The sequence below is a fragment of the Mycobacterium sp. MAC_080597_8934 genome, assembly GCF_000523975.1.
GTDB classification, from domain to species: Bacteria; Actinomycetota; Actinomycetes; order Mycobacteriales; family Mycobacteriaceae; genus Mycobacterium; species Mycobacterium avium.
In genome coordinates this window covers 167658-190642 of record NZ_JAOS01000001.1, presented here as the reverse complement: position 1 = coordinate 190642, position 22985 = coordinate 167658, and the positions used below count along the sequence as shown (strand labels likewise).

The 22985-nt window shown below is 70.5% G+C and carries 21 protein-coding genes and 1 tRNA gene; 10 read left to right on the top strand and 12 right to left on the bottom strand.

Translation table 11 applies throughout. The annotated features are described in order from the left end of the window. Positions 1-13: 13 nt before the first annotated feature. Both ftsH and NF20_RS00930 read right to left on the bottom strand, forming a co-directional pair. Complete coding sequence (gene ftsH / locus NF20_RS00935) at positions 14-2413, bottom strand: ATP-dependent zinc metalloprotease FtsH (RefSeq protein ID WP_003877098.1); 2400 nt, start codon at positions 2411-2413, stop codon at positions 14-16. A 271-nt stretch (positions 2414-2684) separates the two neighbouring features. Next, positions 2685-3098, bottom strand: coding sequence for a VOC family protein (locus NF20_RS00930; protein ID WP_003875603.1), 414 nt, complete (start codon positions 3096-3098; stop codon positions 2685-2687). A 103-nt stretch (positions 3099-3201) separates the two neighbouring features. Between NF20_RS00930 and NF20_RS00925 the strand changes: the two genes are divergently transcribed. The 4 genes from NF20_RS00925 to NF20_RS00910 are packed head-to-tail and all read left to right on the top strand — an operon-like array spanning position 3202 to position 7974. Further along, positions 3202-4167: an alpha/beta fold hydrolase gene (locus tag NF20_RS00925; RefSeq protein WP_176213662.1), complete on the top strand. Its 966-nt coding sequence runs from the start codon at positions 3202-3204 to the stop codon at positions 4165-4167. Next, positions 4164-5351: an LLM class flavin-dependent oxidoreductase gene (locus NF20_RS00920; protein ID WP_003877096.1), complete on the top strand. Its 1188-nt coding sequence runs from the start codon at positions 4164-4166 to the stop codon at positions 5349-5351. Before NF20_RS00925 ends, NF20_RS00920 begins: the two co-directional genes overlap by 4 nt. Further along, the gene (locus NF20_RS00915) at positions 5351-6364 is read left to right on the top strand and encodes a zinc-binding dehydrogenase (RefSeq protein ID WP_011723628.1); all 1014 of its coding nucleotides are present in this window, start codon (positions 5351-5353) and stop codon (positions 6362-6364) included. The genes NF20_RS00920 and NF20_RS00915 overlap by 1 nt, the downstream gene beginning before the upstream one ends. Positions 6365-6393: 29 nt before the next feature. Continuing rightward, a complete protein-coding gene (locus NF20_RS00910; RefSeq protein WP_033713045.1) occupies positions 6394-7974 on the top strand; it encodes an HNH endonuclease signature motif containing protein in 1581 nt (526 codons plus the stop codon). A gap of 9 nt (positions 7975-7983) precedes the next feature. Here NF20_RS00910 and NF20_RS00905 read toward each other — a convergent pair whose 3' ends face one another. Both NF20_RS00905 and NF20_RS00900 read right to left on the bottom strand, forming a co-directional pair. Next, complete coding sequence (locus NF20_RS00905) at positions 7984-9249, bottom strand: PPE family protein (RefSeq protein WP_009974356.1); 1266 nt, start codon at positions 9247-9249, stop codon at positions 7984-7986. Positions 9250-9258: 9 nt separating this feature from the next. After that, positions 9259-9558 carry a PE family protein gene (locus NF20_RS00900; protein ID WP_023864209.1) on the bottom strand — a complete coding sequence of 100 codons (300 nt, stop codon included), beginning with the start codon at positions 9556-9558 and terminating at the stop codon, positions 9259-9261. Positions 9559-9874: 316 nt separating this feature from the next. On the opposite strand from NF20_RS00900, the gene NF20_RS00895 reads away from it, so the two are divergent. Further along, on the top strand, positions 9875-10624 hold the full coding sequence (locus tag NF20_RS00895; RefSeq protein WP_023871452.1) for an SIMPL domain-containing protein: 750 nt from the start codon (positions 9875-9877) through the stop codon (positions 10622-10624). Positions 10625-10631: 7 nt separating this feature from the next. Here NF20_RS00895 and hpt read toward each other — a convergent pair whose 3' ends face one another. From hpt to dacB, 4 genes are read right to left on the bottom strand one after another with little or no spacing between them, the layout of a single operon-like run. After that, positions 10632-11288 carry a hypoxanthine phosphoribosyltransferase gene (hpt, locus tag NF20_RS00890; protein WP_095786038.1) on the bottom strand — a complete coding sequence of 219 codons (657 nt, stop codon included), beginning with the start codon at positions 11286-11288 and terminating at the stop codon, positions 10632-10634. Positions 11289-11293: 5 nt separating this feature from the next. Continuing rightward, complete coding sequence (gene tilS, locus NF20_RS00885; RefSeq protein ID WP_033713043.1) at positions 11294-12256, bottom strand: tRNA lysidine(34) synthetase TilS; 963 nt, start codon at positions 12254-12256, stop codon at positions 11294-11296. Further along, positions 12235-13308 carry a zinc-dependent metalloprotease gene (locus NF20_RS00880; protein WP_003873260.1) on the bottom strand — a complete coding sequence of 358 codons (1074 nt, stop codon included), beginning with the start codon at positions 13306-13308 and terminating at the stop codon, positions 12235-12237. The genes tilS and NF20_RS00880 overlap by 22 nt, the downstream gene beginning before the upstream one ends. Beyond that, positions 13305-14690 carry a D-alanyl-D-alanine carboxypeptidase/D-alanyl-D-alanine-endopeptidase gene (gene dacB / locus NF20_RS00875; protein WP_010948859.1) on the bottom strand — a complete coding sequence of 462 codons (1386 nt, stop codon included), beginning with the start codon at positions 14688-14690 and terminating at the stop codon, positions 13305-13307. Before dacB ends, NF20_RS00880 begins: the two co-directional genes overlap by 4 nt. 121 nt (positions 14691-14811) lie before the next feature. Between dacB and NF20_RS00870 the strand changes: the two genes are divergently transcribed. Beyond that, on the top strand, positions 14812-15300 hold the full coding sequence (locus NF20_RS00870; protein WP_009974729.1) for an inorganic diphosphatase: 489 nt from the start codon (positions 14812-14814) through the stop codon (positions 15298-15300). Here NF20_RS00870 and NF20_RS00865 read toward each other — a convergent pair. After that, entirely contained in the window at positions 15281-16369 is a 1089-nt protein-coding gene (locus tag NF20_RS00865; RefSeq protein WP_011723621.1) for a DUF475 domain-containing protein, read from the bottom strand. The two genes, NF20_RS00870 and NF20_RS00865, sit on opposite strands and share 20 nt — an antisense overlap. A 127-nt stretch (positions 16370-16496) precedes the next feature. On the opposite strand from NF20_RS00865, the gene NF20_RS00860 reads away from it, so the two are divergent. The 3 genes from NF20_RS00860 to NF20_RS00850 are packed head-to-tail and all read left to right on the top strand — an operon-like array spanning position 16497 to position 18822. Beyond that, positions 16497-17747: a hypothetical protein gene (locus NF20_RS00860; RefSeq protein ID WP_009974726.1), complete on the top strand. Its 1251-nt coding sequence runs from the start codon at positions 16497-16499 to the stop codon at positions 17745-17747. A 35-nt stretch (positions 17748-17782) separates the two neighbouring features. Then, positions 17783-18484, top strand: coding sequence for a glycosyltransferase family 2 protein (locus tag NF20_RS00855; protein ID WP_003873265.1), 702 nt, complete (start codon positions 17783-17785; stop codon positions 18482-18484). Further along, complete coding sequence (locus NF20_RS00850) at positions 18481-18822, top strand: DUF2304 domain-containing protein (RefSeq protein ID WP_003873266.1); 342 nt, start codon at positions 18481-18483, stop codon at positions 18820-18822. The genes NF20_RS00855 and NF20_RS00850 overlap by 4 nt, the downstream gene beginning before the upstream one ends. On the opposite strand, the gene NF20_RS00845 is transcribed toward NF20_RS00850, so the two are convergent. After that, positions 18819-19760 (bottom strand): NAD-dependent epimerase/dehydratase family protein, encoded by a 942-nt coding sequence (locus tag NF20_RS00845; protein ID WP_155947426.1) that lies wholly within the window; start codon positions 19758-19760, stop codon positions 18819-18821. The genes NF20_RS00850 and NF20_RS00845 overlap by 4 nt on opposite strands. On the opposite strand from NF20_RS00845, the gene NF20_RS00840 reads away from it, so the two are divergent. Continuing rightward, a complete protein-coding gene (locus tag NF20_RS00840; RefSeq protein ID WP_162936213.1) occupies positions 19726-21543 on the top strand; it encodes a hypothetical protein in 1818 nt (605 codons plus the stop codon). The two genes, NF20_RS00845 and NF20_RS00840, sit on opposite strands and share 35 nt — an antisense overlap. Positions 21544-21626: 83 nt before the next feature. On the opposite strand, the gene NF20_RS00835 is transcribed toward NF20_RS00840, so the two are convergent. Beyond that, a tRNA-Thr gene (locus tag NF20_RS00835) sits at positions 21627-21699 on the bottom strand. A gap of 41 nt (positions 21700-21740) precedes the next feature. Next, the gene (locus NF20_RS00830; protein ID WP_003873269.1) at positions 21741-22946 is read right to left on the bottom strand and encodes a DNA polymerase III subunit delta'; all 1206 of its coding nucleotides are present in this window, start codon (positions 22944-22946) and stop codon (positions 21741-21743) included. Positions 22947-22985 lie beyond the last annotated feature (39 nt).

Here is a 22985-nt window from a genome sequence, read left to right as displayed (position 1 = left end):
ATCCTCCGTTTGCTCAGCCGTGGGCCGGCGGGTTGGACCGGCTCACGTCGTCATCCTGCCGGTCCGGCGACCCACCCTCGGGGGCGGGCTGACCGGGCGGCGGATACGGCGGGTACGGCGGGTACGGCGGACGGGCCTGGGGTGGGCCGGACTGAGCCGGTCCGCCCGGCTGGCCGGGATAGGGCTGCTGGCCCGGGTAGGGCTGCTGGCCCGGGTAGCCGTGCGCCGGTTGCTGCCAGTAGGGCGGCTGGGCGGGCGGGTGCCAGTAGTTGGGCTGCTGCGATTGCTGCGGCGGCCAGCCCGGCGCCCGCCAGCCGGCCGGCGCACCGTAGTCGGGTTGGGTGGGTCCCTGCCGATTACCGCCCTGGTTGGCGTGAGAACCGTTGCCGCCGTTGGCGTTTCGGTCGGCCTCCAGCCGGGCGGCCGCGGCGGCCTCGCTGGCCCGGGCGATGGCCGCCTTGAAGGCCGGCTCGGGGGCGGGCGGGGGCCACGGCTCGCCGCGCTCGATGGCCAGTTCGCCGGGTGTCTTGATCGGCGGCTTGTCCGACGGGATACGGCCACCGAAATCGTCGAACATCGTGAGCCGGGGCCGCTTTTCGACGCCCGCGAAGATGCTCTCCAGCTCGGCGCGGTGCAGCGTCTCCTTCTCCAGCAGCTGGCCCGCCAGCGTGTCGAGGATGTCGCGGTATTCGGTGAGGATCTCCCAGGCCTCAGTGTGGGCGGCCTCGATCAGCTTGCGGATCTCGTCGTCGATGTCACGGGCGACCTCGTGCGAGTAGTCGGCCTGGGTGCCCATGGTGCGGCCGAGGAACGGGTCGCCGTGTTCCGAACCGTATTTGACCGCACCGAGTTTGGAGCTCATGCCGAACTCGGTGACCATCGCGCGGGCGATCTTGGTGGCCTGCTCGATGTCGGACACCGCGCCGGTGGTCGGCTCGCGGAAGACCAGCTCCTCGGCGGCGCGGCCACCCATCGCGAACACCAGTTGCGCGATCATCTCCGAGCGGGTCCGCAGGCCCTTGTCCTCCTCGGGCACCGCGACCGCGTGCCCGCCGGTGCGGCCGCGCGCCAGGATCGTCACCTTGTAGATGGGTTCGATGTCGGGCATCGCCCAGGCCGCCAGCGTGTGGCCGCCCTCGTGGTAGGCGGTGATCTTCTTTTCCTGCTCGCTGATGATGCGGCCCTTGCGGCGCGGCCCGCCGATCACCCGGTCGACCGCTTCCTCCAAAGCGGCGCTGGTGATGACGGTGCCGTTCTCCCGGGCGGTCAGCAGCGCCGCCTCGTTGATCACGTTGGCCAGGTCGGCGCCGGTCATGCCGACGGTGCGCTTGGCCAGGCCGTCGAGGTCGGCGTCGGGGGCGATCGGCTTGCCCTTGGAATGCACCGCCAGCACCGCGCGACGGCCGGCCAGGTCCGGGTTGGACACCGGGATCTGGCGGTCGAAGCGGCCGGGCCGCAACAGCGCCGGGTCCAGGATGTCGGGCCGGTTGGTGGCGGCGATCAGGATCACGCCGGCCCGCGGGTCGAACCCGTCCATCTCGACCAGCAACTGGTTCAGCGTCTGCTCGCGCTCGTCGTGACCGCCGCCCAGGCCGGCGCCGCGCTGGCGTCCCACCGCGTCGATCTCGTCGACGAAGATGATGCACGGGTTGTTCTGTTTGGCCTGGTCGAACAGGTCACGAACCCGGGACGCGCCCACCCCGACGAACATCTCGACGAAGTCGGATCCGGAGATGGTGAAGAACGGAACCCCGGCCTCGCCGGCCACCGCCCGGGCCAGCAGCGTCTTACCGGTGCCGGGTGGCCCGTAGAGCAGCACGCCCTTGGGGATCTTGGCGCCCAGCGCCTGATAGCGGCCCGGGTTCTGCAGGAAGTCCTTGATCTCGTAGAGCTCCTCGACCGCCTCGTCGACCCCGGCGACGTCGGCGAAGGTGGTCTTGGGCATGTCCTTGGACAGCTGTTTGGCCCGCGACTTGCCGAACCCGAAGCCCATCCGGGCGCCGCCCTGCATGCGCGAGAACATCACGAACAACCCGACCAGCAGCAGCAGGGGCAGCACGTACACCAGCAGCTCGCCCAGGATGCTGCCCTGGTTGACGACCGTGCTGACCTTCGCGTTCTTGGCGCTCAGCGCGTTGAACAGGTCGACCGCGTAGCCGCTGGGATATTTGGTGATGACCTTGTCGGAGTTGTCGGTGTCGCCGTTGCCCTTCTTCAGGGTCAGGCGCAGTTGCTGTTCGCGGTCGTCGATTTGCGCGCTCTTGACGTTGTCGCCATTGATCTGGGCCATCGCCACCGAGGTGTCGACGGGCTTATAGCCGCGGGTGTCGTCGCTGAAGTAGAAGAACGACCAGCCGAGCAGCACCACGACAGCAATCGCCGTGATGGTGCGAATAACGTTTTTCCGGTTCATCAATCATCGGCCCTTACTGGGCAGGTCCTTCCCCGATATACACGCAGCTGGAAAAGTCCAGGCTACCGCTAGCGGCGATCGCCAGCTCCGGCAGAGCCGGGGCGCAGCGGGTCGCCGCCGTCGTGCTCAGCGGCGATCGCCAGCTCCGGCAGAGCCGGGGCGCAGCGTCCTCGTCAATAGCAACGACCGGCGGTTCCCGAGCGTCACGCTGGCGCTGCCGTCGGCGGCCGGTGTCACTCCTGCGTGACGCTCGGCGCTGCGGCCGGGCCCGTCACTCGTAGTAGCGGGCCTCGACGACGTTGCCGTCCGGGTCGGCGAAGTAGTACGTGTGCGGCGACCAGCCCCGCGCGCCGAAACTCCGGCTCAGCCGCACGCCGGTGTCCACGCCCTCGGCCTGCAGGCGCGCCTCCAGCGCGTCGTATTCGGCCTTGGACAAGGCAATACAGACGTGGTTGACGGGGTTACCGGCACTGCCCTCGGCGACCCCGGACGACGCGGCGCCCGAAACCATCTCGAGCGGCATCAAGTCGATGATCGAGTCCGCGCAGATGCGCACGCTGGGGAACGGCGCCTCGCCGGCCTCGAATTCGGCGAACCGAACCGGTTCCAGCCCGACGACGCGCGTGTAGAAGTCCATCGACACCCGCGGATTTCTGGTCCACAGCACGACATGGTCCAGGCGCATAAACCCGAGTATTGCGGTGTTGCGGCCATTTGATGCGCAACCTACCGCCATTCGCGTCAATTGGGCCCTTCTCTGTCCGCGACCGTTGTGCTTTGGTGAGACGGTGCCCCCTACCCAACGGTTAGTAGATACCAATGGTGTGCGGCTGCGGGTGACCGAAGCGGGCGACCGCGGCGCACCCGTGGTGATCCTGGCCCACGGATTCCCCGAACTGGCGTACTCCTGGCGACACCAGATCGACGTCCTCGCCGACGCCGGCTACCACGTGCTGGCGCCCGATCAGCGCGGCTACGGCGGCTCGGATCGCCCGGATGCCGTCGAGGCCTACGACATTCACCAGTTGACCGCCGACCTCGTCGGCCTGCTCGACGACGTCGGCGCCCAGCGCGCTGTGTGGGTGGGGCACGACTGGGGTGCGGCGGTGGTGTGGAATGCGCCGCTGCTGCACCCGGACCGGGTCGCGGCCGTCGCCGCCATGAGTGTGCCGGTGACGCCCCGGCCGCGGCTGGCGCCGACGCAGGCGTGGCGAAAGATGTTCGGCGAGAACTTCTTCTACATCCTGTACTTCCAGGAGCCCGGGGTGGCCGACGCCGAGTTGAACGCCGATCCCGCGCAGGTGATGCGACGGATGATGGGCAGCCTGCGGACCGACGGCGACAAGGCGGCGGGGCTGCGGATGGTGGCGCCGGGTCCGGAGGGTTTCCTCGAACGCCTTCCCGAGCCCGACGGGCTGCCGGAGTGGATCAGCCAGGACGAGCTGGACCACTACATCGCCGAATTCTCGCGCACCGGCTTCACCGGCGGCCTGAACTGGTATCGCAATTTCGACCGCAACTGGGAGACCACCCCCGAACTCGACGGCGCCAAGATCGCGGTGCCGTGCCTGTTCATCGGCGGGACGGCCGATCCCGTCCTGTCCTTCACCCGGGCCGACCGCGCGGCGGAGGTGATCTCCGGCCCGTACCGGCACGTGATGATCGACGGCGCCGGGCACTGGCTGCAGCAGGAGCGCCCCGCCGAAGTGAACGCGGCCTTACTGGACTTCCTCAACGGATTGGAGCTGCGATGAGCGCGCCCCTGCGGTTCGGTGTCTTCATCACCCCGTTTCACCCCGTCGGCCAATCCCCAACGGTCGCACTGGAATACGACCTGGAACGGGTGGTAGCACTGGATCGGCTCGGATTCGACGAGGCGTGGTTCGGCGAACACCACTCCGGCGGCTACGAACTGATCGCCTGCCCGGAGGTGTTCATCGCCACCGCGGCCGAGCGGACCAAACACATTCGGTTGGGCACCGGCGTGGTGTCGCTGCCCTATCACCATCCGCTCATGGTGGCCGATCGCTGGGTGCTGCTCGATCACCTGACCCGCGGCCGGGTGATGTTCGGCACCGGGCCCGGCGCGCTGCCGTCGGACGCCTACATGATGGGCATCGACCCCGTCGATCAGCGGCACATGATGCAGGAGTCGCTGGAGGCGATCCTGGCGCTGTTCCGCGCCGCCCCCACCGAGCGAATCGACCGTCACTCCGACTGGTTCACGCTGCGTGACGCCCAGTTGCACATCCGGCCCTACACCTGGCCGTACCCCGAGATATCCACGGCCGCAATGATTTCCCCCTCGGGTCCGCGGTTGGCCGGCGCGCTGGGCACCTCGCTGCTGTCGCTGTCGATGTCGGTGCCCGGCGGTTACGCGGCGCTGGAGACCACCTGGGACGTGGTGCGCGAGCAGGCCGCCAAGGCCGGCCGGGACGAACCGGACCGCGGCGACTGGCGCGTCTTGAGCATCATGCACATCGCGGACAGTCGCGAGCAGGCGATCGACGATTGCACTTACGGGCTACAGGATTTCGCGAACTACTTCGGCGCGGCCGGCTTCGTCCCGCTGGCCAACAGCGTGGAGGGCACCCAGACGCCGCACGAGTTCGTCGCCGAGTACGCGGCCAAGGGCAACTGCTGCATCGGCACGCCCGAGGACGCCATCGCCCACATCGAGGACCTGCTGGACCGGTCCGGCGGTTTCGGCACCCTGTTGATGCTGGGCCATGACTGGGCCTCACCGGAAGCGACATACCACTGCTATGACCTGATGGCGCGCAAGGTGATTCCGCACTTCAAGCGGCAGCTCGACGCCTCGCGCGCATCGCACGACTGGGCGAAGGGCATGCGCGACCAGTTGCTCGGCCGGGCGGGTGAGGCCGTGGTCAAGGCGATCAGCGAACATGTCGACGAGCACAAGGACGCGGTGCACTGATGCGCGCGGCGGTGTTGCGCGACGGTCGCATGGTCTACCGCGACGACGTGCCCGAACCGATACCCGAAACCGGCCAGGTGCTCGTCGGGGTGCGGGCGTGCGGGATTTGCGGCTCGGACCTGCATTTCGCCGCCCACGGCGCCCAGGTGCTTCAGATGAGCGATCGGGTGGCCGGCGGCGCGGCCGGCATGCGCGTCGACCTGGACCACGACATCTTCATGGGACACGAATTCAGCGCCGAGATACTCGAAGCGGGCCCCGACACCGAAACCCATCCCCCGGGCACTTTGGTCACCTCGCTGCCGGTGTTGTTGTCCGCCAAGGGCGTCGAGCCGATCGTCTACAGCAACACCACGATCGGCGGCTATGCCGAGCGGATGCTGCTCTCGGCGCCGCTGCTGCTGCCCATCCCCAACGGCCTGGACGTCAAGCACGCGGCGCTGACCGAACCCATGGCGGTCGGACTGCACGCGGTCAACAAATCGAACATCACCCCGGCCGAGACCGCCCTGGTGCTCGGGTGCGGCCCGATCGGGATCGCCATCATCGCCGCCCTCGCCACGCGCGGTGTGGAATCGATTGTGGCGTCCGACTTTTCGCCCAAGCGCCGCCAGCTGGCCACCGCGATGGGGGCCCACCGGACGCTGGATCCCGCGCAGGGCTCGCCGTTCGACAGCGTCAAGCCCGCGGTGGTGTTCGAGGCGGTCGGCGTACCCGGCATCATCGACGACGTGCTGCTGCGCGCCAGGCCCGGCACCCGGCTGGTGGTCGCCGGCGTGTGCATGCAGCCCGACACCGTCCACCCCTTCTTCGCGATCGCCAAGGAGATCAACGTGCAGTTCGTGCTCGCCTACACCCCCGAGGAGTTCGGCGATTCGCTGCGCGCGCTCGCCGAGGGTGACATCGACGTGGCGCCGCTGATCACCGGCGAGGTCGGGCTGGACGGGGTCGGCGCGGCGTTCGACGACCTCGCCGATCCCGAGCGGCACTGCAAGGTTCTCGTCACGCCCTGATGTCTTAGCGACGGGCTATGATCGAACATATGTTCGAATCGAGCCCGGATCCGGCTGCGTTGGTGGCGGTGATCGAGTCCACCCATCGCGAGGAGTCGATGCTGGTGGCGCGCCGGTTCGCGGCCGTGGCGGCATTGCTTCGCCACCGGGTGGCCACCGCCGACCGCCCGGAGCCGGAGTATGCGGAGATCGACGGCTTCGAGCAGACCGCCGCCGAGGTGGCCGCGGCGATGAACCTCTCCGCGGCGGCAGCCAGCTACCTGGTGTACTACGCCGAGACGCTCGACACCAGGCTGCCGGAGGTGGCGGCGCTGCTCGCCGAGGGCCGAACCGATTGGCGCACAGTACGATTGATCATCACTCGCACGAGTCTGGTCACCGACACGGAACTGATCGCCAAGCTTGACCGGTCGCTCGCCGCCCGCATCGGCAACTGGCACGGCTGGTCGCGGCAGCGGATCGTCAACGCCGTCGACGCCGCCGTGCGCACCGCCGATCCCGACGCCGCGCGCGAGCGCCGGCTGGCCGCCGAAGAGGACCGGCACATCGGGATCAGCGCCGCGGAGAACGGGATGGCCGAGGTGCACGGCTCGGTCGCCGCCGCCGCGGCGACGGCGTTCGACCGGCGGTTGTCCCAACTCGCCAAGCAGGTATGCCCGGCGGATCCCCGGACGCTGGATCAGCGCCGCGCCGACGCGTTGGCCGCGCTGGCCGAGGGCCGCCGATTGCCCTGCGCCTGTGGACAACCCGACTGCCCGGCTCGAACCGGCGACCAGAACGCAGACGACCGGACCGGGGCGCGGGTGGTCATCAACGTGGTGGCCAGCGACCGAACCGTCTACGCCGATGGCGCCGAGCCGGGCTACCTGGAAGGCTACGGCGTCATCGACGCCGACCAGGTGCGCCGACTGGCGGCGGCCGCGCACCTGCTCGTCGCCAATCCCGCGACCAGCCCGGCGGCGGCCCTGCGCTACCAGCCGTCGGCGGCGCTGGAGCGGGCCGTTCGGTGCCGGGATCTCACCTGCCGCTTCCCCGGATGCAGCCGTCCGGCGGTGATCTGTGACCTCGACCATTCCGTGCCGTTCAACCATCAGAATCCGGTGGCCGGCGGGTGGACGGTGCTGGAGAACCTCAAATGCCTGTGCCGCCAACATCATCGGCTCAAAACCTTCGGCGGGTGGCGCGACAGGCAACTGGCCGACGGCACCGTGGTCTGGACCTCGCCGAGCGGACGGACGTACCGGACGTCGCCCGCGGGGGCCGACCTGTTCGCCCAGCCGCGCGGTCCGGCATGCGCGGCCCCGACACCCAACCGGCGAAGCAGATCGAAACAGCGAAACGGCCGGATCATGCGGGCGCGCAAGCACAATCGTGAGCAGCGTCCGATCAACGAGGCCCGGATCCGGCTGGAGCAGGCCCGGCAGCGCGAGATCGCGGACCGAAAGTTCCGAAATCACATGCGCGACATGCTTTTCCTGTTCAAAGGCGGACCAAGCACCAGCCCCTTCTGCGCCTGGGTCAACGATCCCCGAGAACCGGAGGAACTGCCGCCGGACTGGGTGCCCGACGAGCCGGCGTATCAGCCGCTGCCCGACGACCCGCCCTTCTGATCCGCCGGATCATCCTCCGGCCGGCGGTTGAGCGATGACCGTGGGTTTGAAACCGTAACGGGGAACGACGAAGTGGGCACCCGCGCCGCGGCCCGCGGCACCGGCGGGCATCATCGGCACCCCGCCCACCGCGCTGGCGGCGTGCTCGGCGGCGCCGGCTGTCGTGGCCCCGTTGAGCGCCACGGCGACCGAGGGCGGCGTGGGGGCCGCGCTCGCCCACGAAGCCGGGACCGACAATCCGCCGATCGATGCCGCCTTGCCGACCGACCCGCCGATCGAGCCCAGCGAGCCCAACGAGCCCAGGCCGGCGCCCGGGACGGCCGCGGGCAGGACCGCTTCGGCGGCTTTGGCCACGCCCTCGCCGGCGGACTTGGCGGCGGGCATCATGCCCTGGGCAATGCCCTGGATGTCCTTGAACGAGGTGGTGAACAGTCGCGTCGGGGAGATCAACCGAATGAACGCGTCGAAAGGCGTGCTGGCGTCCAGGGTTTGCGACCCGGTCAGCCCCTCCAGCAGATCGCCCAGCGGTCCCCCGATGACGAGCCCGTCGCCCTCGGGATTCAGGCTGATCCCGCCCAGCGAGAACCCTGGATTGGCCGGCGGCGGATTGTTGGTCCCCGCGGCCAGCGTGGACATGGATTGCGGCGCCGCGCCGAGTCCTTGGGCTCTGTCACCGGCGCCGGTCCCGGCCGCCTGCGCCGTCGCGGCGGCCTGACGGGCCAGCCCCGCCGGGTCGGTTGCGGGTTTCGCCGGCTCGAACGGTGGCAGCGTCGACGCCGCGGCCGACGCGAGCGCATACCCGTACATGGCCGCGGCGTCCTGAGCCCACATTTCGCCGTATTGCGCCTCGACGTCCGCGATGGCCGGGGTGTTCTGGCCGAGGAAGTTGGTGGCCAGCAACTGCAGCAGCAGCGCACGGTTGGCCGCGATCACCGGTGGGGGCACCGTCTCGGCGAAGGCCGTCTCATAGGCGCTCACCGCCGCGAGGGCCTGACCGGCGGCGAGCTCCGCCCGTCCGGCGGTGCCGCTGAGCCACGCCAGCTGCGGCGCCGCCGCGGCCAGCATCGACGACGCGGCCGGCCCCTGCCACCCGGCGTCGCCCACGCCGGTGATCGCCGACCCGAAGGACGCTGCGGCGGAACGTAATTCGGCGGCCAGTCCGTTCCAGGCCGCCGCAGCGGCCAGCAGCGGCCCCGCGCCGGGTCCGGAATACATCAGCCCGGAGTTGATCTCCGGCGGAAGCTGCGCGAAATCCAGCTGCCCGAAGTTCAGCATCGTGCTTCCTCAGCCGACCGCGGCGGTGTTGGCGATCTCGGCGGCGGCATACGAACCGGCGCTGATGCCAAGGGTTGTCGCGAACTGGTCGCGCAGCTGCGCGGCCTGCGCACTGACCTCCTGGAAGGCCAGCCCGTGCCGGGAGAACCGCGCCGCCGTCACCAGCGACACCACATCGGCGGCGGCCGGAGCCACCGCCGTCGTCGGCGCTGCCACGGCCGAATTGCTCTGCAGCACCGCGGCATTGATGCCGTGCAGCTCCCGGGCCGCCGCATCCAATATTTCCGGGCGCACCATCAGAAATGACATGTCCCCTCCTCAAAACCCATTCAGCCGAACACTTTTCGGCTACCGGCTGGACACGTTAGGTCAGTCGCGTCCAGTGAGAACAGCCCCTATAGACCCAATTCATGGCCGATTCGGCAACTGTTCACTTAGCTGGACCACGCTGCTGCGACTTTTGGATTTGTCATGAATAGCCCTGTATTCCAATATGTTTGGAGTCATATATGTCCTTATATGAGTCGCGCACGCCACCCCAACCCGGTTTGCCGGCGGCGGCGGCACCACGCGGGGGTGACGTCCAAGCAAACCGGACGACGCCGCGGCGGCTAAGGTGCCAGACATGCCGGTCGCAACGAACGCCCCGAAGTGTGTCCGCTCAGCGATCGCGGCGGCCGCCGCCGGGCTGGCCGTCGTCGCGATCTCGGCGTGCGACAAGCACGGTCCGCCGCCGTCCGGCGCCGCGCCCCGGCAGGTGACGGTGGTGGGTTCCGGCCAGGTCCAGGGCGTTCCGGACACCCTGACCGCCGACGTCGGCATCGAGTTCACCGCGTCCGATGTCACCACCGCGATGAACCAGACCAACGAGCGTCAGCAGGCCGTCATCAACGCGCTGGTCGGCGCGGGCATCGACCACAAGGACATCAGCACCACCGAGGTCGCGCTGACACCCCAGTACAGCAACCCCGAGGCCGGCGGCAGCGCCGCGATCACCGGCTATCGCGCCAGCAACGCCGTCGCCGTCAAGATCCACCCGCCCGACGCCGCGTCACGACTGCTGGCCCTCATCGTCGGCACCGGCGGCGACGCCACCCGGATCCGGTCGGTCAGCTACTCCATCGCCGACGATTCGCAGCTGGTCAAGGACGCCCGCACCCGCGCGTTCAACGACGCCAAAAGCCGCGCCGAGCAGTACGCCCAGCTGTCCGGTCTGCACCTGGGCAAGGTGCTGTCCATTTCGGAGGCGACGGGCAACGCCCCGCCACCCGGCGGCCCGCCACCGTCGCCGCGCGCGATGCCGATGGCGGTGCCGCTGGAACCGGGCCAGCAGACGGTGAAGTTCACCGTCACCGCGTCCTGGGAGCTGGACTGAGCGGGAGCTACTGCTGGTAGACCCTGGGGTCCAGGGTGCCGATGTAGGACAGGTCGCGGTAGCGCTCGTCGTAGTCGAGGCCGTATCCCACCACGAAGTCGTTGGGGATGTCGAACCCCACGTAGGCGATGTCGACGTGGGCGCCCCTGGCGTCGGGCTTGCGCAACAGCGTGCACACCCGCAGCGACCGAGGATGACGGGTGCTCAGGTTGCGCAGCAGCCAGGACAGCGTCAGCCCCGAGTCCACGACGTCCTCGACGATCAGCACGTCGCGGCCCTGGATGTCACGGTCCAGGTCCTTGAGGATGCGCACCACGCCCGACGACGACGTCGACGACCCGTAGGAGCTGACGGCCATGAATTCGAACTGGGTGGGCAGCGGAATCGCCCGGGCCAGGTCGGTGACAAAGATCACAGCGCCCTTGAGCACGGTGATCAGCAGCAGGTCCTGTCCGGTCTCGGCCGCGGCATCGCGGTAGTTGTCCCCGATTTCGCGGCCGAGTTCGGCGATGCGGGCCTGAATTTGCTCCGCCGTCAGCAGGACAGACTTGATATCCCCGGGGTACAGCTCCGCGGGCTGGGCGGGGGTGATCGCCGAGGAGATCTGGGCCACGCCCACAGCGTGCCACGCCGGCCGGCGAATAACCAACGGCGGCTCCGGCATTGCGGTTAACGGACCGGCTCGCGCCACAGCGTCAACATGCCGTCGCGGCGCCCCGCGAACAGCCGCTCGCCGGGCTGCGACGACCCGACCGCCACCCCGCCCTGACCGCGCCAGGCGGTGACCAGGTTGTCCACCCCGCGAATCTGCTTGTCGGTCAATCCCGTTGCACCGCCGGCCAGCAGCCAGGCCCGGATCACCCGGCGCCGCACGGGCGCGTCCAGCCCGGCCAGCGCCGCCACCTGCAGCCCCGCCCCGGCCTGGGCGGCGGGCAGCGCCCGCTCGGCCAGCGCGTCGAGCAACTCGTTGTCCTCGCGCAGCGCCGTCGCGGTGCGGGCCAGCGCCTCGGCCACGCCGCCGCCGAGCACCTCTTCCAGCAGCGGCAGCACCTCGGCGCGCAGTCGGGCGCGGGTGAACCGGCGGTCGCTGTTGTGCGGGTCCTGCCACGCCGTCAGGCCCAACTCCGCGCATGCCGCGTGCGTCACCGCGCGCCGCTGCCCGAGCAGCGGCCGGCACCACGGCGGATCGTGGGGACGCATGCCCGCGATCGAGCGCACCCCCGACCCGCGGCCGAGCCCCAACAGCACCGTCTCGGCCTGATCGTCGAGGGTGTGACCCAACAGCACCGGCCCGTCGCGGTGCGCGGCCAGCGCCGCGTAGCGGGCCCGCCGCGCCGCCGCCTCCGGGCCGCCCTCGCCGTCGACGTGAACCGAAATGACTTGCGCCGCAACGCAACCCAACGCAATGGCCTGGGCCCGGGCGGTTTGCGCGACGGTGGCCGAGTCCGGTTGTAGGCCGTGGTCGACGATCACCGCGGTGGTGGGCCGCAGCCGGGCCGCCACGGCGGTGAGCGCCAGCGAATCCGGGCCGCCGGACAGCGCCACGCACCAGCGTTCGACCGCACCGAGGTGGGCCGTGCTGAACGCCTCGACCGCGGTGCGCAGCCGGTCTAGAGCACCCGGTCGATCCATCGCTGGGGCTCTTCGATTTCGACCGGCAGCGGCAGCGTTTCGGGCCCCGTCCAAATGGCGTTGAACCGCGCCATGCCGACCCGGCCCACCACCTGGTCGACGAACGCCTTGCCCCGGGTGTACTGGCTGAGCTTGGCGTCGAGCCCCAGCAGGGCGCGCAGCAACCGCTGCAGCGGCGGCTGCTTGCGGTGCCGGCGCTCGTCGAAGCGGCGGCGGATGGTGGCCACCGACGGCACCGCCATCGGGCCGACGGCGTCCATCACGTGGTCGGCGTGGCCCTCCAGCAGGGTGCCCAGCACCAGCAGCTGGTCCAGGGCCTGGCGCTGGGGCTCGGACTGCACGGCCCGCACCAGCCCGAGGATCCCGGTCGAGTTCGCGTCGGCCTGTGACGCCGGATTGCCGCGGTTGCGCGCGTAGTCGGCGAGCCGGCTCAGCACCTGCCCCAGGTCGTCGCCGGTGTCGCGGGTCAGCAGGGCCAGCGCCTGCGACATGTAGCCGGGCAACCAGGGGTTGGCGGTGAACTGGACGCGGTGGGTGACCTCGTGCAGGCAGACCCACAGCCGGAAATCCGACGGCTCGATCCGCAGCTGCCGCTCGACGGCGATGACGTTGGGGTAGACCAGCAGCAGGCAACCCGCGCCGGCGCCCCGGTCGGTGGCGAACGGGTCGTACTGGCCGAGGATCCCCGACGACACGTAGGCCAGCACCGCGCCGGTCTGCGCGCCGGTGACCCGGCCGGTGAGGAATCCGCGCGGCCGCTCGGTGCCGTTCATCATCACCCGCATCGACTCCGCCGCCGCGGCGATCCACTCCGGGCGGTCGACGATGCGGGCGGCGGGCACCCGGCCGTCGTCGGCGCCGTCGGTGAGCAGGCCGGTGACCTGGCGCACCAACGGCTCGGCCTTGGTGGCGGCGCCGGCGAGTTCGTCGATCACCTGGCGGCGGGTGTAGTCGGTGGACGGCGGGCCGGGCCGGGCCAGCCGCCGGCCGACGGTGGCCGCGAATCGCCAGTCGACGGCGGTACCCAGCGTCAGATCGGGCGCCGGCGTCATGAGCACCCGCAGAACCAGAGCCGGGTGGCCAGCGCGTCCATCGCGTTGCGGCCGTTGGGGCCGGCATCGTTGGAGATGAACGCGAACGTCAGCACCCGCCCGCTGCGGTCGGTGAGCACGCCGGCCAGCGCGTTGATGGCGGTCAGCGAGCCGGTCTTGGCGCGCAGCCAGCCGGCCGGGCCCTGGTTGGTCGAGGCGTCGGTGAACCGGTCGCCCAGGGTGCCGCTGCCGGCGGCGATCGGCAGCAAATCCAGCAGCGCCCGCAGCGCCGGCTGGTCCGGCCCGGCGGCGGCCTGCAGCACGCCGTCGAGCGTCTTGGCGGTCAGCCGGTCGTCGACCGACAGCCCGCTGGAATCCATCAGCGTCGCGCCGGCGGTGTCGACGTGGGCGGTGCTGAGCCGGTTGGTGACCGCGTCGGCCGCACCCGCGAAGCTGCGCGGCCGGTTGATGGCCGCCGCGACCTCCCGGGCGATGCACTCGGCCAGCACGTTGTCGGAGTGGTCCATCATCTCCGACAGCCGCTGCACCAGCGGCGCCGACTGCACGACGGCCAGCTGCCGCGCCCCGGACGGCGCCGTCGCGACCGTCACCGCGTTGGGGTCCAACCCCAGCGCCTTGGCCAGCTCCCGGCCCGCGTCCAGCGCCGGTGTGCGGGTGCGGCGGGAGTTGACCGTGGTGGGCTGGATGCGTCCGGCGTCGATCATCACCGACTCGATCGGCGCAATGTCGCCGTTGTCCACGTCGGAGGGATCCCAGCCCTGCGCCATCGTCGGCCCGCTGAACGCCGAGGTGTCCACCTGCACCGCGGTCGGCGTCACCCCGCTGCGGCGGATCTGCTCGACCAGGTCGCTGATCCGGGCCGCGCCTCGATACCAGGTCGGCTGCCCGGGCGGGGCCGCCGACAGCACCGGGTCGCCCGCACCCACCAGCACGACGGGCCCCTGCGCGTTCTGGCTGCCGGCCACCACCCGGGTGCTGATCCGGGCCTGCCGGTCCAGGGTCAGCAGCGCGGCCGCGGCGGTCAGCACCTTGTTGGTGGACGCCGGCACCAACGGCATGTCGTCGGCAACCTGCCACAGCTCTTTGCCGGTGATGGCGTCGGTGATCCGGCCGCCCAGCCGGCCCAGGTTGGGGTCGGCAGCCACCGGCGCCAGCGCGGCGCTCACCCCGGGTCCGGTGGGTAGCTCGGCGGTGTCGCTGACCGGCAGCATGCCCGGCTTGACCGTGGGTGCATGCGGAGCCGGTATCGGGGCGTGCGCGTTGCCCGCGCCGTGCCCGGTCGTGGTGAAAAACGTTGCCGCAACCACCACGGCAGCGACGAACGCCAGCACGCCCAACCCGATGAACACTGGGGTGGATTTCTGCCAGCGAGTACGGGCCATCACTCTCCTGACTGTCTGCACGCCATTCTGCCGAATCGGCGCCGCCGGGCTCGACTAGGGTGTAGCAGAGCAAAATTGGCCTGCCTTCCCAGACTGCCTACCCAGACAAGGAGCCGACGCGGTGGAATTCGACGTGACCATCGAGATCCTCAAGGGCCAGCGGAACAAATACGAGGTTGACCACGAGACCGGTCGGCTGCGCCTGGACCGCTACCTGTACACCGCGATGGCCTACCCGACCGACTACGGCTTCATCGAGGACACCCTGGGTGAGGACGGCGACCCGCTGGACGCGATGGTGCTGCTGCCGCAGTCGGTGTTCCCCGGGGTGATCGTCGAGGCGCGCCCGGTCGGCATGTTCCGGATGACCGACGAGAAGGGCGGCGACGACAAGGTGCTGTGCGTGCCGGCCGGCGACCACCGCTGGGAGCACATCCAGGACATCGGCGACGTCCCGGAGTTCGAGCTCGACGTGATCAAGCACTTCTTCGTGCACTACAAGGACCTGGAGCCGGGCAAGTTCGTCAAGGCCGCGGACTGGGTCGGCCGCGCCGAGGCCGAGGCCGAGGTGCAGCGGTCGATCGAACGGTTCAAGGCCCAGGGGCACTAGCCCGCCCGGATTCGCGGCGGCGCCGCAGCACGCTGAAGCCCACCGCCGTTCCGATGAAGAACACCCCGACCGACGCGGTCACCGGCTCGGGAACGGTCAGCCGCGGCTCGATGGACGCCAGCATGATCACCGCCAGCGCGCCGATCGCCCAGTGCGCGCCGTGTTCCAGGTACACGTAGCGGTCCAGCGTTTCCTGGTGCACCAGGTAGATGGTGATCGACCGGACGAACATCGCGCCCACCACGCCCAGCCCCAGCACGATGACGACCGGGTCCGAGGTGATCGCGAACGCGCCGGTGACCCCGTCGAACGAGAAGGCGGCGTCGAGCACCTCCAGATAGAGGAACAGACTCAGCCCGGCCCAGCCGGTCGCCGGGCCTGCCGGTTGCGGTTGCCCCACCCCGGACGGCCGAAACGCCCGGCTCAAACCGTTGACCACCAGGTAGGCGACCATGCCCAGCAGTCCGGCGGTCAGCACCGTCACCGCCTCCTGGCTGGAGTGCGTCAACCCGGTGCCGACCAGCACCAGCGTCAGGCCGCTCAGCACCACCGACACCTGACCCAGCCGCCCGATGCGGGCGAACGGAACCTCAATCCACTTGAGCCACTTGATATCTCGATCGATTAGCAGGAAGTCCAAGAACAGCATCAGCAAGAAGATGCCGCCGAACGCGGCGATCTGGGGATGGGCGGCGGTGAGCAGCTTCTGGTAGCTGGGCGAGCCGTCGGGAAATTCCAGCGCGCCGTGCGGGGGCGGGCGCAGCGCCAACTCGAGCGCGCGCACCGGGTCGAGGCCCGCGGTCGCCCACACGATCAGCAACGGGAACAGCAGCCGCATCCCGAACACGGCGACCAGGATCCCGATCGTCAGGAACATCCGCTGCCAGAACCGGCTCATCTGCTTGAGCACCGCGGCGTTGATGACGGCGTTGTCGAAGGACAGCGACACCTCGAGGGCCGCCAGCACCAGCAGCAGGTACAGACTCTTGGGGCCGCCGTAGGCGTATCCGAGGACCAGGGCCGCCGCGGTGACCAACAGCGAGACCCCGAAGGTGCGCAAAGCGGGCACTGCGATCCTTTCCGGCCGCCGCCCACCCTAACCAACACCGATCGCCGCCGCGGCGCACGCTGTGGGCCGCTTACTATTTTCAAATTGTGGCGATACCTCGGGGCAGCGGGCCGAAAGCGCCGCCCCGATGACCGAGATCAGTGCCTCGCAGGGGCCGGTGGCGCGCGGCAGCATGGCCCGGGTCGGGACCGCCACGGCCGTCACGGCACTGTGCGGATACGCGGTGATCTACCTGGCCGCCCGCGACCTGGCGCCGAGCGGCTTTTCGGTGTTCGGGGTGTTCTGGGGGGCTTTCGGGCTGGTCACCGGCGCGGCCAACGGGCTGCTGCAGGAGACCACCCGGGAAGTCCGGGTGATGCCCTACCTCGAGGTCGCACCGGTCAAGCGCACCCATCCGTTGCGGGTCGCCATGCTGCTCGGGGCGGCCGCGGCCGTCGTGATCGCCGGCAGCTCGCCGTTGTGGAGCGGCCGGGTGTTCGTCGAGGCGCGGCCGCTGTCGGTGCTGCTGCTGTCCGTGGGGCTGGCCGGGTTCTGCGTGCACGCCACCCTGCTGGGCATGCTGGCCGGCACCAACGAGTGGACCCGCTACGGCGCGCTGATGGTGACCGACGCCGTCATCCGGGTGATGGTGGCCGCGGCCACCGTGGTGCTGGGTTGGCGCCTGGTCGGCTTCTTGTGGGCGACGGTCGCCGGCGCGGTCGCGTGGCTGATCCTGCTGGCGGCCTCGCCCGCCACCCGCGCCACCGCGCGGCTGCTGACCCCGGGCGGCACCGCGACGTTCCTGCGCGGCGCCGCGCATTCGATCACCGCCGCGGGCGCCAGCGCCATCCTGGTGATGGGGTTTCCGGTGCTGCTGAAGCTGACCAGCGCCGAGCTCGGCGCGCAGGGCGGGGTGATCATCCTCGCCGTCACGCTGACCCGCGCGCCGCTGCTGGTGCCGCTGACGGCCATGCAGGGCAACCTGATTGCGCATTTCGTCGACGAGCGCAGCGACCGGGTTCGGGCGCTGATCGGCCCGGCGGCCATCGTCGGGGCGATCGGCGCGGTCGGAGTGCTGGCCGCGGGCGTGCTGGGCCCGTGGGTGTTACGGGTCGCCTTCGGCCCGCAGTACCAGGCCGGCAGCGCGCTGCTGGCCTGGCTGACCGCGGCGGCGGTGGCCATCGCGATGCTCACCCTGACCGGCGCGGCCGCGGTGGCCGCCGCGCTGCACCGGGCCTACGCGCTGGGGTGGGTGGGCGCCACGGTCGCATCGGGATTGCTGCTGGCGCTGCCGTTGTCGCTGCAGACCCGGACCGTGGTCGGGCTGTTGTGCGGGCCGCTGGTGGGTATCGGCGTGCATCTGGTGGCGTTGTCGCGCGCCGCGCGCCTAACCGGCTGATCCGACCTGCACCGGCGTGTACCTTGTGGGCTTAGATGGGTACTGACACGCATTATTCGGCCGTCTGGGTCGTGATTCCCGCCTTCAACGAAGCCGCCGTCATCGGCGAGGTGATAGCCGATGTGCGTTCGGTATTCGACAACGTCGTCTGCGTGGACGACGGCAGCACCGACGACACCGGCGAGATCGCCCGGCGGGCCGGGGCGCATCTGGTGCGCCATCCGATCAACCTCGGGCAGGGCGCGGCCATTCAGACCGGGGTCGAGTACGCCCGCCGGCAGCCAGGCGCCCAGGTCTTCGCCACCTTCGACGCCGACGGCCAGCACCGGGTCAAAGACCTGGCCGCGATGGTCAACCGGCTGCGGGTCGGTGACGTCGATGTCGTCATCGGCACCCGGTTCGGCACCCGGCAGGGGGCCCGGCCGCCGTTGGTGAAGCGCATGGTGTTGCAGACCGCGGCACGGCTGAGCCGGCGCGGCCGCCGGCTCGGCCTGACCGACACCAACAACGGGCTGCGGGTGTTCAACAAGAAGGTCGCCGACGGGCTGGACATCACCATGAGCGGCATGAGCCACGCCAACGAGTTCGTCATGCTGATCGACGAAAACCATTGGCGCGTGGTCGAAGAACCCATCGAGGTGCTCTACACCGAGTACTCGAGGTCGAAGGGCCAACCGCTGCTCAACGGGGTGAACATCATTTTCGACGGATTTCTGCGAGGAAGGATTCCACGATGAACTGGATCCAGGTGCTGCTGATCGGATCCATTGTGGCGCTGCTGGTTTACCTGCTGCGCTCGCGGCGCAACGCCCGATCCCGGGCCTGGGTCAAGGTCGGCTACGTGGTGTTCGTGCTGGCCGGTATCTATGCCGTGCTGCGGCCCGACGACACCACCGTGGTGGCGAACTGGTTCGGGGTGCGCCGCGGCACAGACCTGATGCTCTACGCGCTGGTGATGGCGTTCTGCTTCACCACGCTCAGCACCTATATGCGGTTCAAGGACCTGGAGCTGCGCTACGCGCGCCTGGCCCGGGCGGTCGCGCTGGAATCCGCGCTGCCGCCCGACCCGAACTAGTTGTGCTGGTTGCGGAAGTACTCGACCGTGCGGGCCACCCCCTGCTGCAGGCCGACCTTCGGTTGCCAGCCCAAAACCCTTGCGGCTAAGCCGATATCGAGGCAGGACCGCTTCAGGTCGCCGAGCCGCGGCGGGTGGAACTCCGGGTCGTCGGGTCCCCCGACGGCGGCCGCGACGGCCGAATGCAGTTGCCGGTCCGAGGTTTCGACGCCGGTGCCGATGTTGAAGCGCTGGCCGCCGCCGGCGTCCCCGGATGCCTTGACGAAGGCGTCCACCACGTCGTCGACGAAAACGTAGTCGCGGGTGTTGGTGCCGTCCCCGAAAACCTTGGTGGGCTTGCCCGACAGCAGCGCCTGGGCGAAGATCGCCACCACACCGGCCTCGCCGTGCGGATCCTGGCGCGGCCCATAGACATTGGCCGGCGCGATGTGCGAGCAGTCCAGGCCGTAGAGGTGGCGGAAGGTGTTCAGGTAGATCTCGCCGGCCACCTTGCCCGCGGCATACGGCGAGGCCGGGTCGGTGGGCACCGTCTCGGGGGTGGGATAGGTCGGCGGGGTGCCGTAGATGGAGCCGCCGGAGGAGGTGTGCACGATCTTGCGCACCCCCGCCCGGCGCGCGGCCTCGGCCAGCCGCACGGTGCCGATGACGTTGACCGAGGCGTCGAATTGCGGGTCGGCCACCGAGTGCCGCACGTCGATCTGGGCGGCCAGGTGGAACACCACCTCCGGGCGGTGTTCGTCGAGGATGGCCTCCAGGTCGGCGGTCACGATGTCGGCCTCGACGAACACGTGCGCCGGGTTGCCGACCAGATGCTCGAGGTTGCTCGCGCGGCCGGACGCGAAGTTGTCCAGCCCCACCACCGTGTGACCGTCGGCCAGGAGACGGTCGACTAGCGTCGAGCCGATGAATCCGGCTGCCCCGGTAACCAGTGCGCGCACCGGCCCACCATACATAGCCCTGGCGGCCGCCGCGCTCGTCGTGGTGCAGCTGGCGGTGCGCGCGGTGCTGGCGTTCGGCGGCTACTTCTATTGGGACGACCTGATCCTGATCGGCAAGGCCGGCACCCACAACCTGCTGGCGCCGTCGTATCTGTTCGACGACCACGACGGGCACCTCATGCCGGGGGCATTCCTGCTCGCCGGCACCATCATCCGGGCCGCGCCGCTGGACTGGACCTGGCCGGCGGTCAGCCTGCTGGTGCTGCAGCTGCTGGCGTCGCTGGCGTTGTTGCGCGCGCTGCACGTGATCCTGGGCTGGCGGCCGGTGCTGCTGATCCCGTTCACGTTCGCCTTGTTCACCCCGCTGGCGGTGCCCGGGTTCGCGTGGTGGGCGGCGGCGCTGAATTCGCTGCCGATGCTGGCGGCGCTGGCCTGGGTGTGCGGCGACGCGATCCTGCTGGTGCGCACCGGGAACCGGCGTTACGCGCTGACCGGGGTGCTGGTCTACCTCGGCGGGCTACTGTTCTTCGAGAAGGCCGCGGTGATCCCGTTCGTGGCGTTCGCGGTGGCGGCGCTGCTGCGTCATGTGGCGGGCGACGCCGGACCGGGATCCGCGCTGCGCACGGTGTGGCGGTCGGGCCGGCGACTGTGGGTGCCGTCGCTGGCGTTGACCGCCGCCTGGGTGGGGCTGTACCTGGCCGTGGTCAACCAGCGGCGGTGGAGTTCGGACGTGGTGATGACGGGCCGGCTGCTGGTGCGCTCAATCACGCACGGCATCGTGCCGGGGCTGGCCGGCGGGCCGTGGCACTGGGACCGCTGGGCGCCGGCCTCGCCGTGGGCCACGCCGCCGCCGCTGGTGATGGCGCTCGGCTGGCTGGCGCTGGCCGGCGTGCTGGCGGTGTCGCTGCTTCGCAAGCGGCGGATCGGGCCGGTGTGGCTGACCGCGGCCGGCTACGCGGTGGCCTGCCAGGTGCCGATCTATCTGATGCGGTCGTCCAAGCAGACCGCGCTGGAACTCGCCCAGACGCTGCGGTATCTGCCGGATCTCGTCGTCGTGCTGGCGCTGCTGGCCGCCGTCGCGCTCAGCGCCCCCAACCGGCCCGCCGGCCCGCGCTGGCTGGACGCCTCACCGAAACGCACGGTAGTCGCGTGCGGTTTGGCGGCGCTGTTTTTGGCCAGCAGCCTGTACTCGACGGCCACGTTCCTGACCAGCTGGCGCGACAACCCCGCCCAGCCCTATCTGCGCAACGCCCGGGCCGCGCTGGCGGCGGCCCATGCGGCCAGCGACGCGCCGCTGCTGGACCAGGAGGTCGACCCGCTGGTGCTGCAACGGGTGGCCGCGCCGGAAAACCTGGCCAGCCACCTGTTCGCGCTGCTCCGCGACAGGCCCGAATTCGATTCGGCGACAACGCAATTGCGAATGCTGGACAGCTCGGGGCGGCTGATCAGGGCGCGGGTGACCTGGGTGCGCACCATCACGCCGGGGCCGATGCCGCAGTGCGGGTATTTCGCGCAGCCGGACCGACCGGCCCGCCTGGTCCTGGACGGCCCGCTGCTGCCGGCCGACTGGACCGTCGAGCTGAACTACCTGGCCAACAGCGACGGATCGATGACGTTGTCGATGACGCAGGGCCCCCCGGTCAAGGTGCCGGTGCATCCGGGGCTCAACCGCGTCTTCGCCCGGCTGCCCGGCGCCGGGGACGCGATCACGGTGCGGGCCAACACCACCGCGCTGGCGCTGTGCCTCGCGTCGGGCCCGGTCGGGTTTCTGGCCCCGGCGTGAGGACCTCGCCCGCCGCCGTCACGCTGGCGTGACGCTCGGCGCCGACGGTCACGCTGGCGTGACGCTCGGCGCCAGACAAACGGAGCCACCTAGGAGAATCGAACTCCTGACCTGCTCATTACGAGTGAGCCGCTCTACCGACTGAGCTAAGGTGGCGTGCCCGATGGGCGGCACGAGTCTACGGCAGAGGGGTCGCGTCACCCAAGTTGCTGGCCGATGGTGGCGACCATGGCGTCGACGGCGAACTTGGGCTTGACGTTGACGGCCAGCGCTTCGCGGCACTCCAGCACCGCCTCGATGCAGCGCAGCAGCCGCTCGGGCGGCGCGTGCGCGGCCAGCGCCGCGACCCGCTCGGCCATGTCCGGGTGGTTGGCCCGCACCGCCCCGGCGCCGGAGGAGGCCATCAGCGCGTCCCGGAAATAGGTCGCCAGGTCGATCAGCGCCCGGTCCAGCGCATCCCGCGACGCCCGGGTCTGACGCGACTTCTGGCGCCGCTCAAGGTCTTTGATGGCCCCGGCCGCCCCGCGCATGGCGCCCGCGGTGCCCTTGCCGGTGCCGCCGGCGCCCAGCGCCGTGCGCAGCTCCTCGGTCTCGGCCTCGGCGCGCTCGGCGGTCAGCACCACCGCCTCCGCCTCGGCCGCGGCCACCAACTCTTCGGCCGCGGCGTAGGCCCGCGACGGCGTGGCCGCGTCGCGCACCAGGCCCAGCGCCCGCTCCCGGCGCTGCCGCGCCTCGGGGTCGGTGGCCAGCCGCCGCGCCCGGCCCACGTGGCCGCCGCTGACCGACGCCGCCCAGTCCGCCGTCTCGGGGGTGAGGCCGTCGCTGTCGACCAGCACCCGGGCGATCGCCTCGGTCGACGGAGTCACCAACGCGACGTGCCGGCACCGGGACCGCAGCGTGATCGCCACGTCCTCGGGGTCCACCGACGGCGCGCACAGCAGAAACACCGTCGACGGCGGCGGCTCCTCGACCACCTTCAGCAGCGCGTTGGCAGCCCCCTCGGTCAACCGGTCGGCGTCCTCGATCACCACGATCTGCCAATTCCCGGTGGCCGGGCGCCGCGCGGCGATCTGCACGATCGCGCGCATCTCGTCGACGCCGATCGACAGGCCCTCGGGAACCACCCGGCGCACGTCGGCGTGGGTGCCGGCCAGGGTCGTCGTGCAGGCATGGCAGCGGCCACAACCCGGTTCGCCGTCCGCGGTGCATTGCAGCGCGGCCGCGAAGCACAGCGCCGCCACCGAGCGTCCGGACCCCGGCGGGCCCGTGATCAGCCAGGCGTGTGTCATAGTCCCGGCGCCCGCGTCGCTGTGGCCCGCGTCACCGCGGGCGGCCCGGGCCGCGCCGAGCAGCTCGGCCTTCACCGCGTCCTGGCCTACCAGCCGCGTAAACACCCCGGACATCAGCGCCTAACCTACTGCGACCGCCCGACAGATACCGAT

Bases quoted from the DNA above. Each gene is read 5' to 3' on its own strand.
- ftsH (WP_003877098.1), bottom strand. From the start codon at position 2,413: ATGAACCGGAAAAACGTTATTCGCACCATCACGGCGATTGCTGTCGTG.
- NF20_RS00930 (WP_003875603.1), bottom strand. From the start codon at position 3,098: ATGCGCCTGGACCATGTCGTGCTGTGGACCAGAAATCCGCGGGTGTCG.
- NF20_RS00920 (WP_003877096.1), top strand. From the start codon at position 4,164: ATGAGCGCGCCCCTGCGGTTCGGTGTCTTCATCACCCCGTTTCACCCC.
- NF20_RS00915 (WP_011723628.1), top strand. From the start codon at position 5,351: ATGCGCGCGGCGGTGTTGCGCGACGGTCGCATGGTCTACCGCGACGAC.
- NF20_RS00910 (WP_033713045.1), top strand. From the start codon at position 6,394: ATGTTCGAATCGAGCCCGGATCCGGCTGCGTTGGTGGCGGTGATCGAG.
- NF20_RS00905 (WP_009974356.1), bottom strand. From the start codon at position 9,249: ATGCTGAACTTCGGGCAGCTGGATTTCGCGCAGCTTCCGCCGGAGATC.
- NF20_RS00900 (WP_023864209.1), bottom strand. From the start codon at position 9,558: ATGTCATTTCTGATGGTGCGCCCGGAAATATTGGATGCGGCGGCCCGG.
- NF20_RS00895 (WP_023871452.1), top strand. From the start codon at position 9,875: ATGCCGGTCGCAACGAACGCCCCGAAGTGTGTCCGCTCAGCGATCGCG.
- hpt (WP_095786038.1), bottom strand. From the start codon at position 11,288: ATGCCGGAGCCGCCGTTGGTTATTCGCCGGCCGGCGTGGCACGCTGTG.
- tilS (WP_033713043.1), bottom strand. From the start codon at position 12,256: ATGGATCGACCGGGTGCTCTAGACCGGCTGCGCACCGCGGTCGAGGCG.
- NF20_RS00880 (WP_003873260.1), bottom strand. From the start codon at position 13,308: ATGACGCCGGCGCCCGATCTGACGCTGGGTACCGCCGTCGACTGGCGA.
- dacB (WP_010948859.1), bottom strand. From the start codon at position 14,690: ATGGCCCGTACTCGCTGGCAGAAATCCACCCCAGTGTTCATCGGGTTG.
- NF20_RS00860 (WP_009974726.1), top strand. From the start codon at position 16,497: ATGACCGAGATCAGTGCCTCGCAGGGGCCGGTGGCGCGCGGCAGCATG.
- NF20_RS00855 (WP_003873265.1), top strand. From the start codon at position 17,783: ATGGGTACTGACACGCATTATTCGGCCGTCTGGGTCGTGATTCCCGCC.
- NF20_RS00850 (WP_003873266.1), top strand. From the start codon at position 18,481: ATGAACTGGATCCAGGTGCTGCTGATCGGATCCATTGTGGCGCTGCTG.
- NF20_RS00840 (WP_162936213.1), top strand. From the start codon at position 19,726: ATGAATCCGGCTGCCCCGGTAACCAGTGCGCGCACCGGCCCACCATAC.
- NF20_RS00830 (WP_003873269.1), bottom strand. From the start codon at position 22,946: ATGTCCGGGGTGTTTACGCGGCTGGTAGGCCAGGACGCGGTGAAGGCC.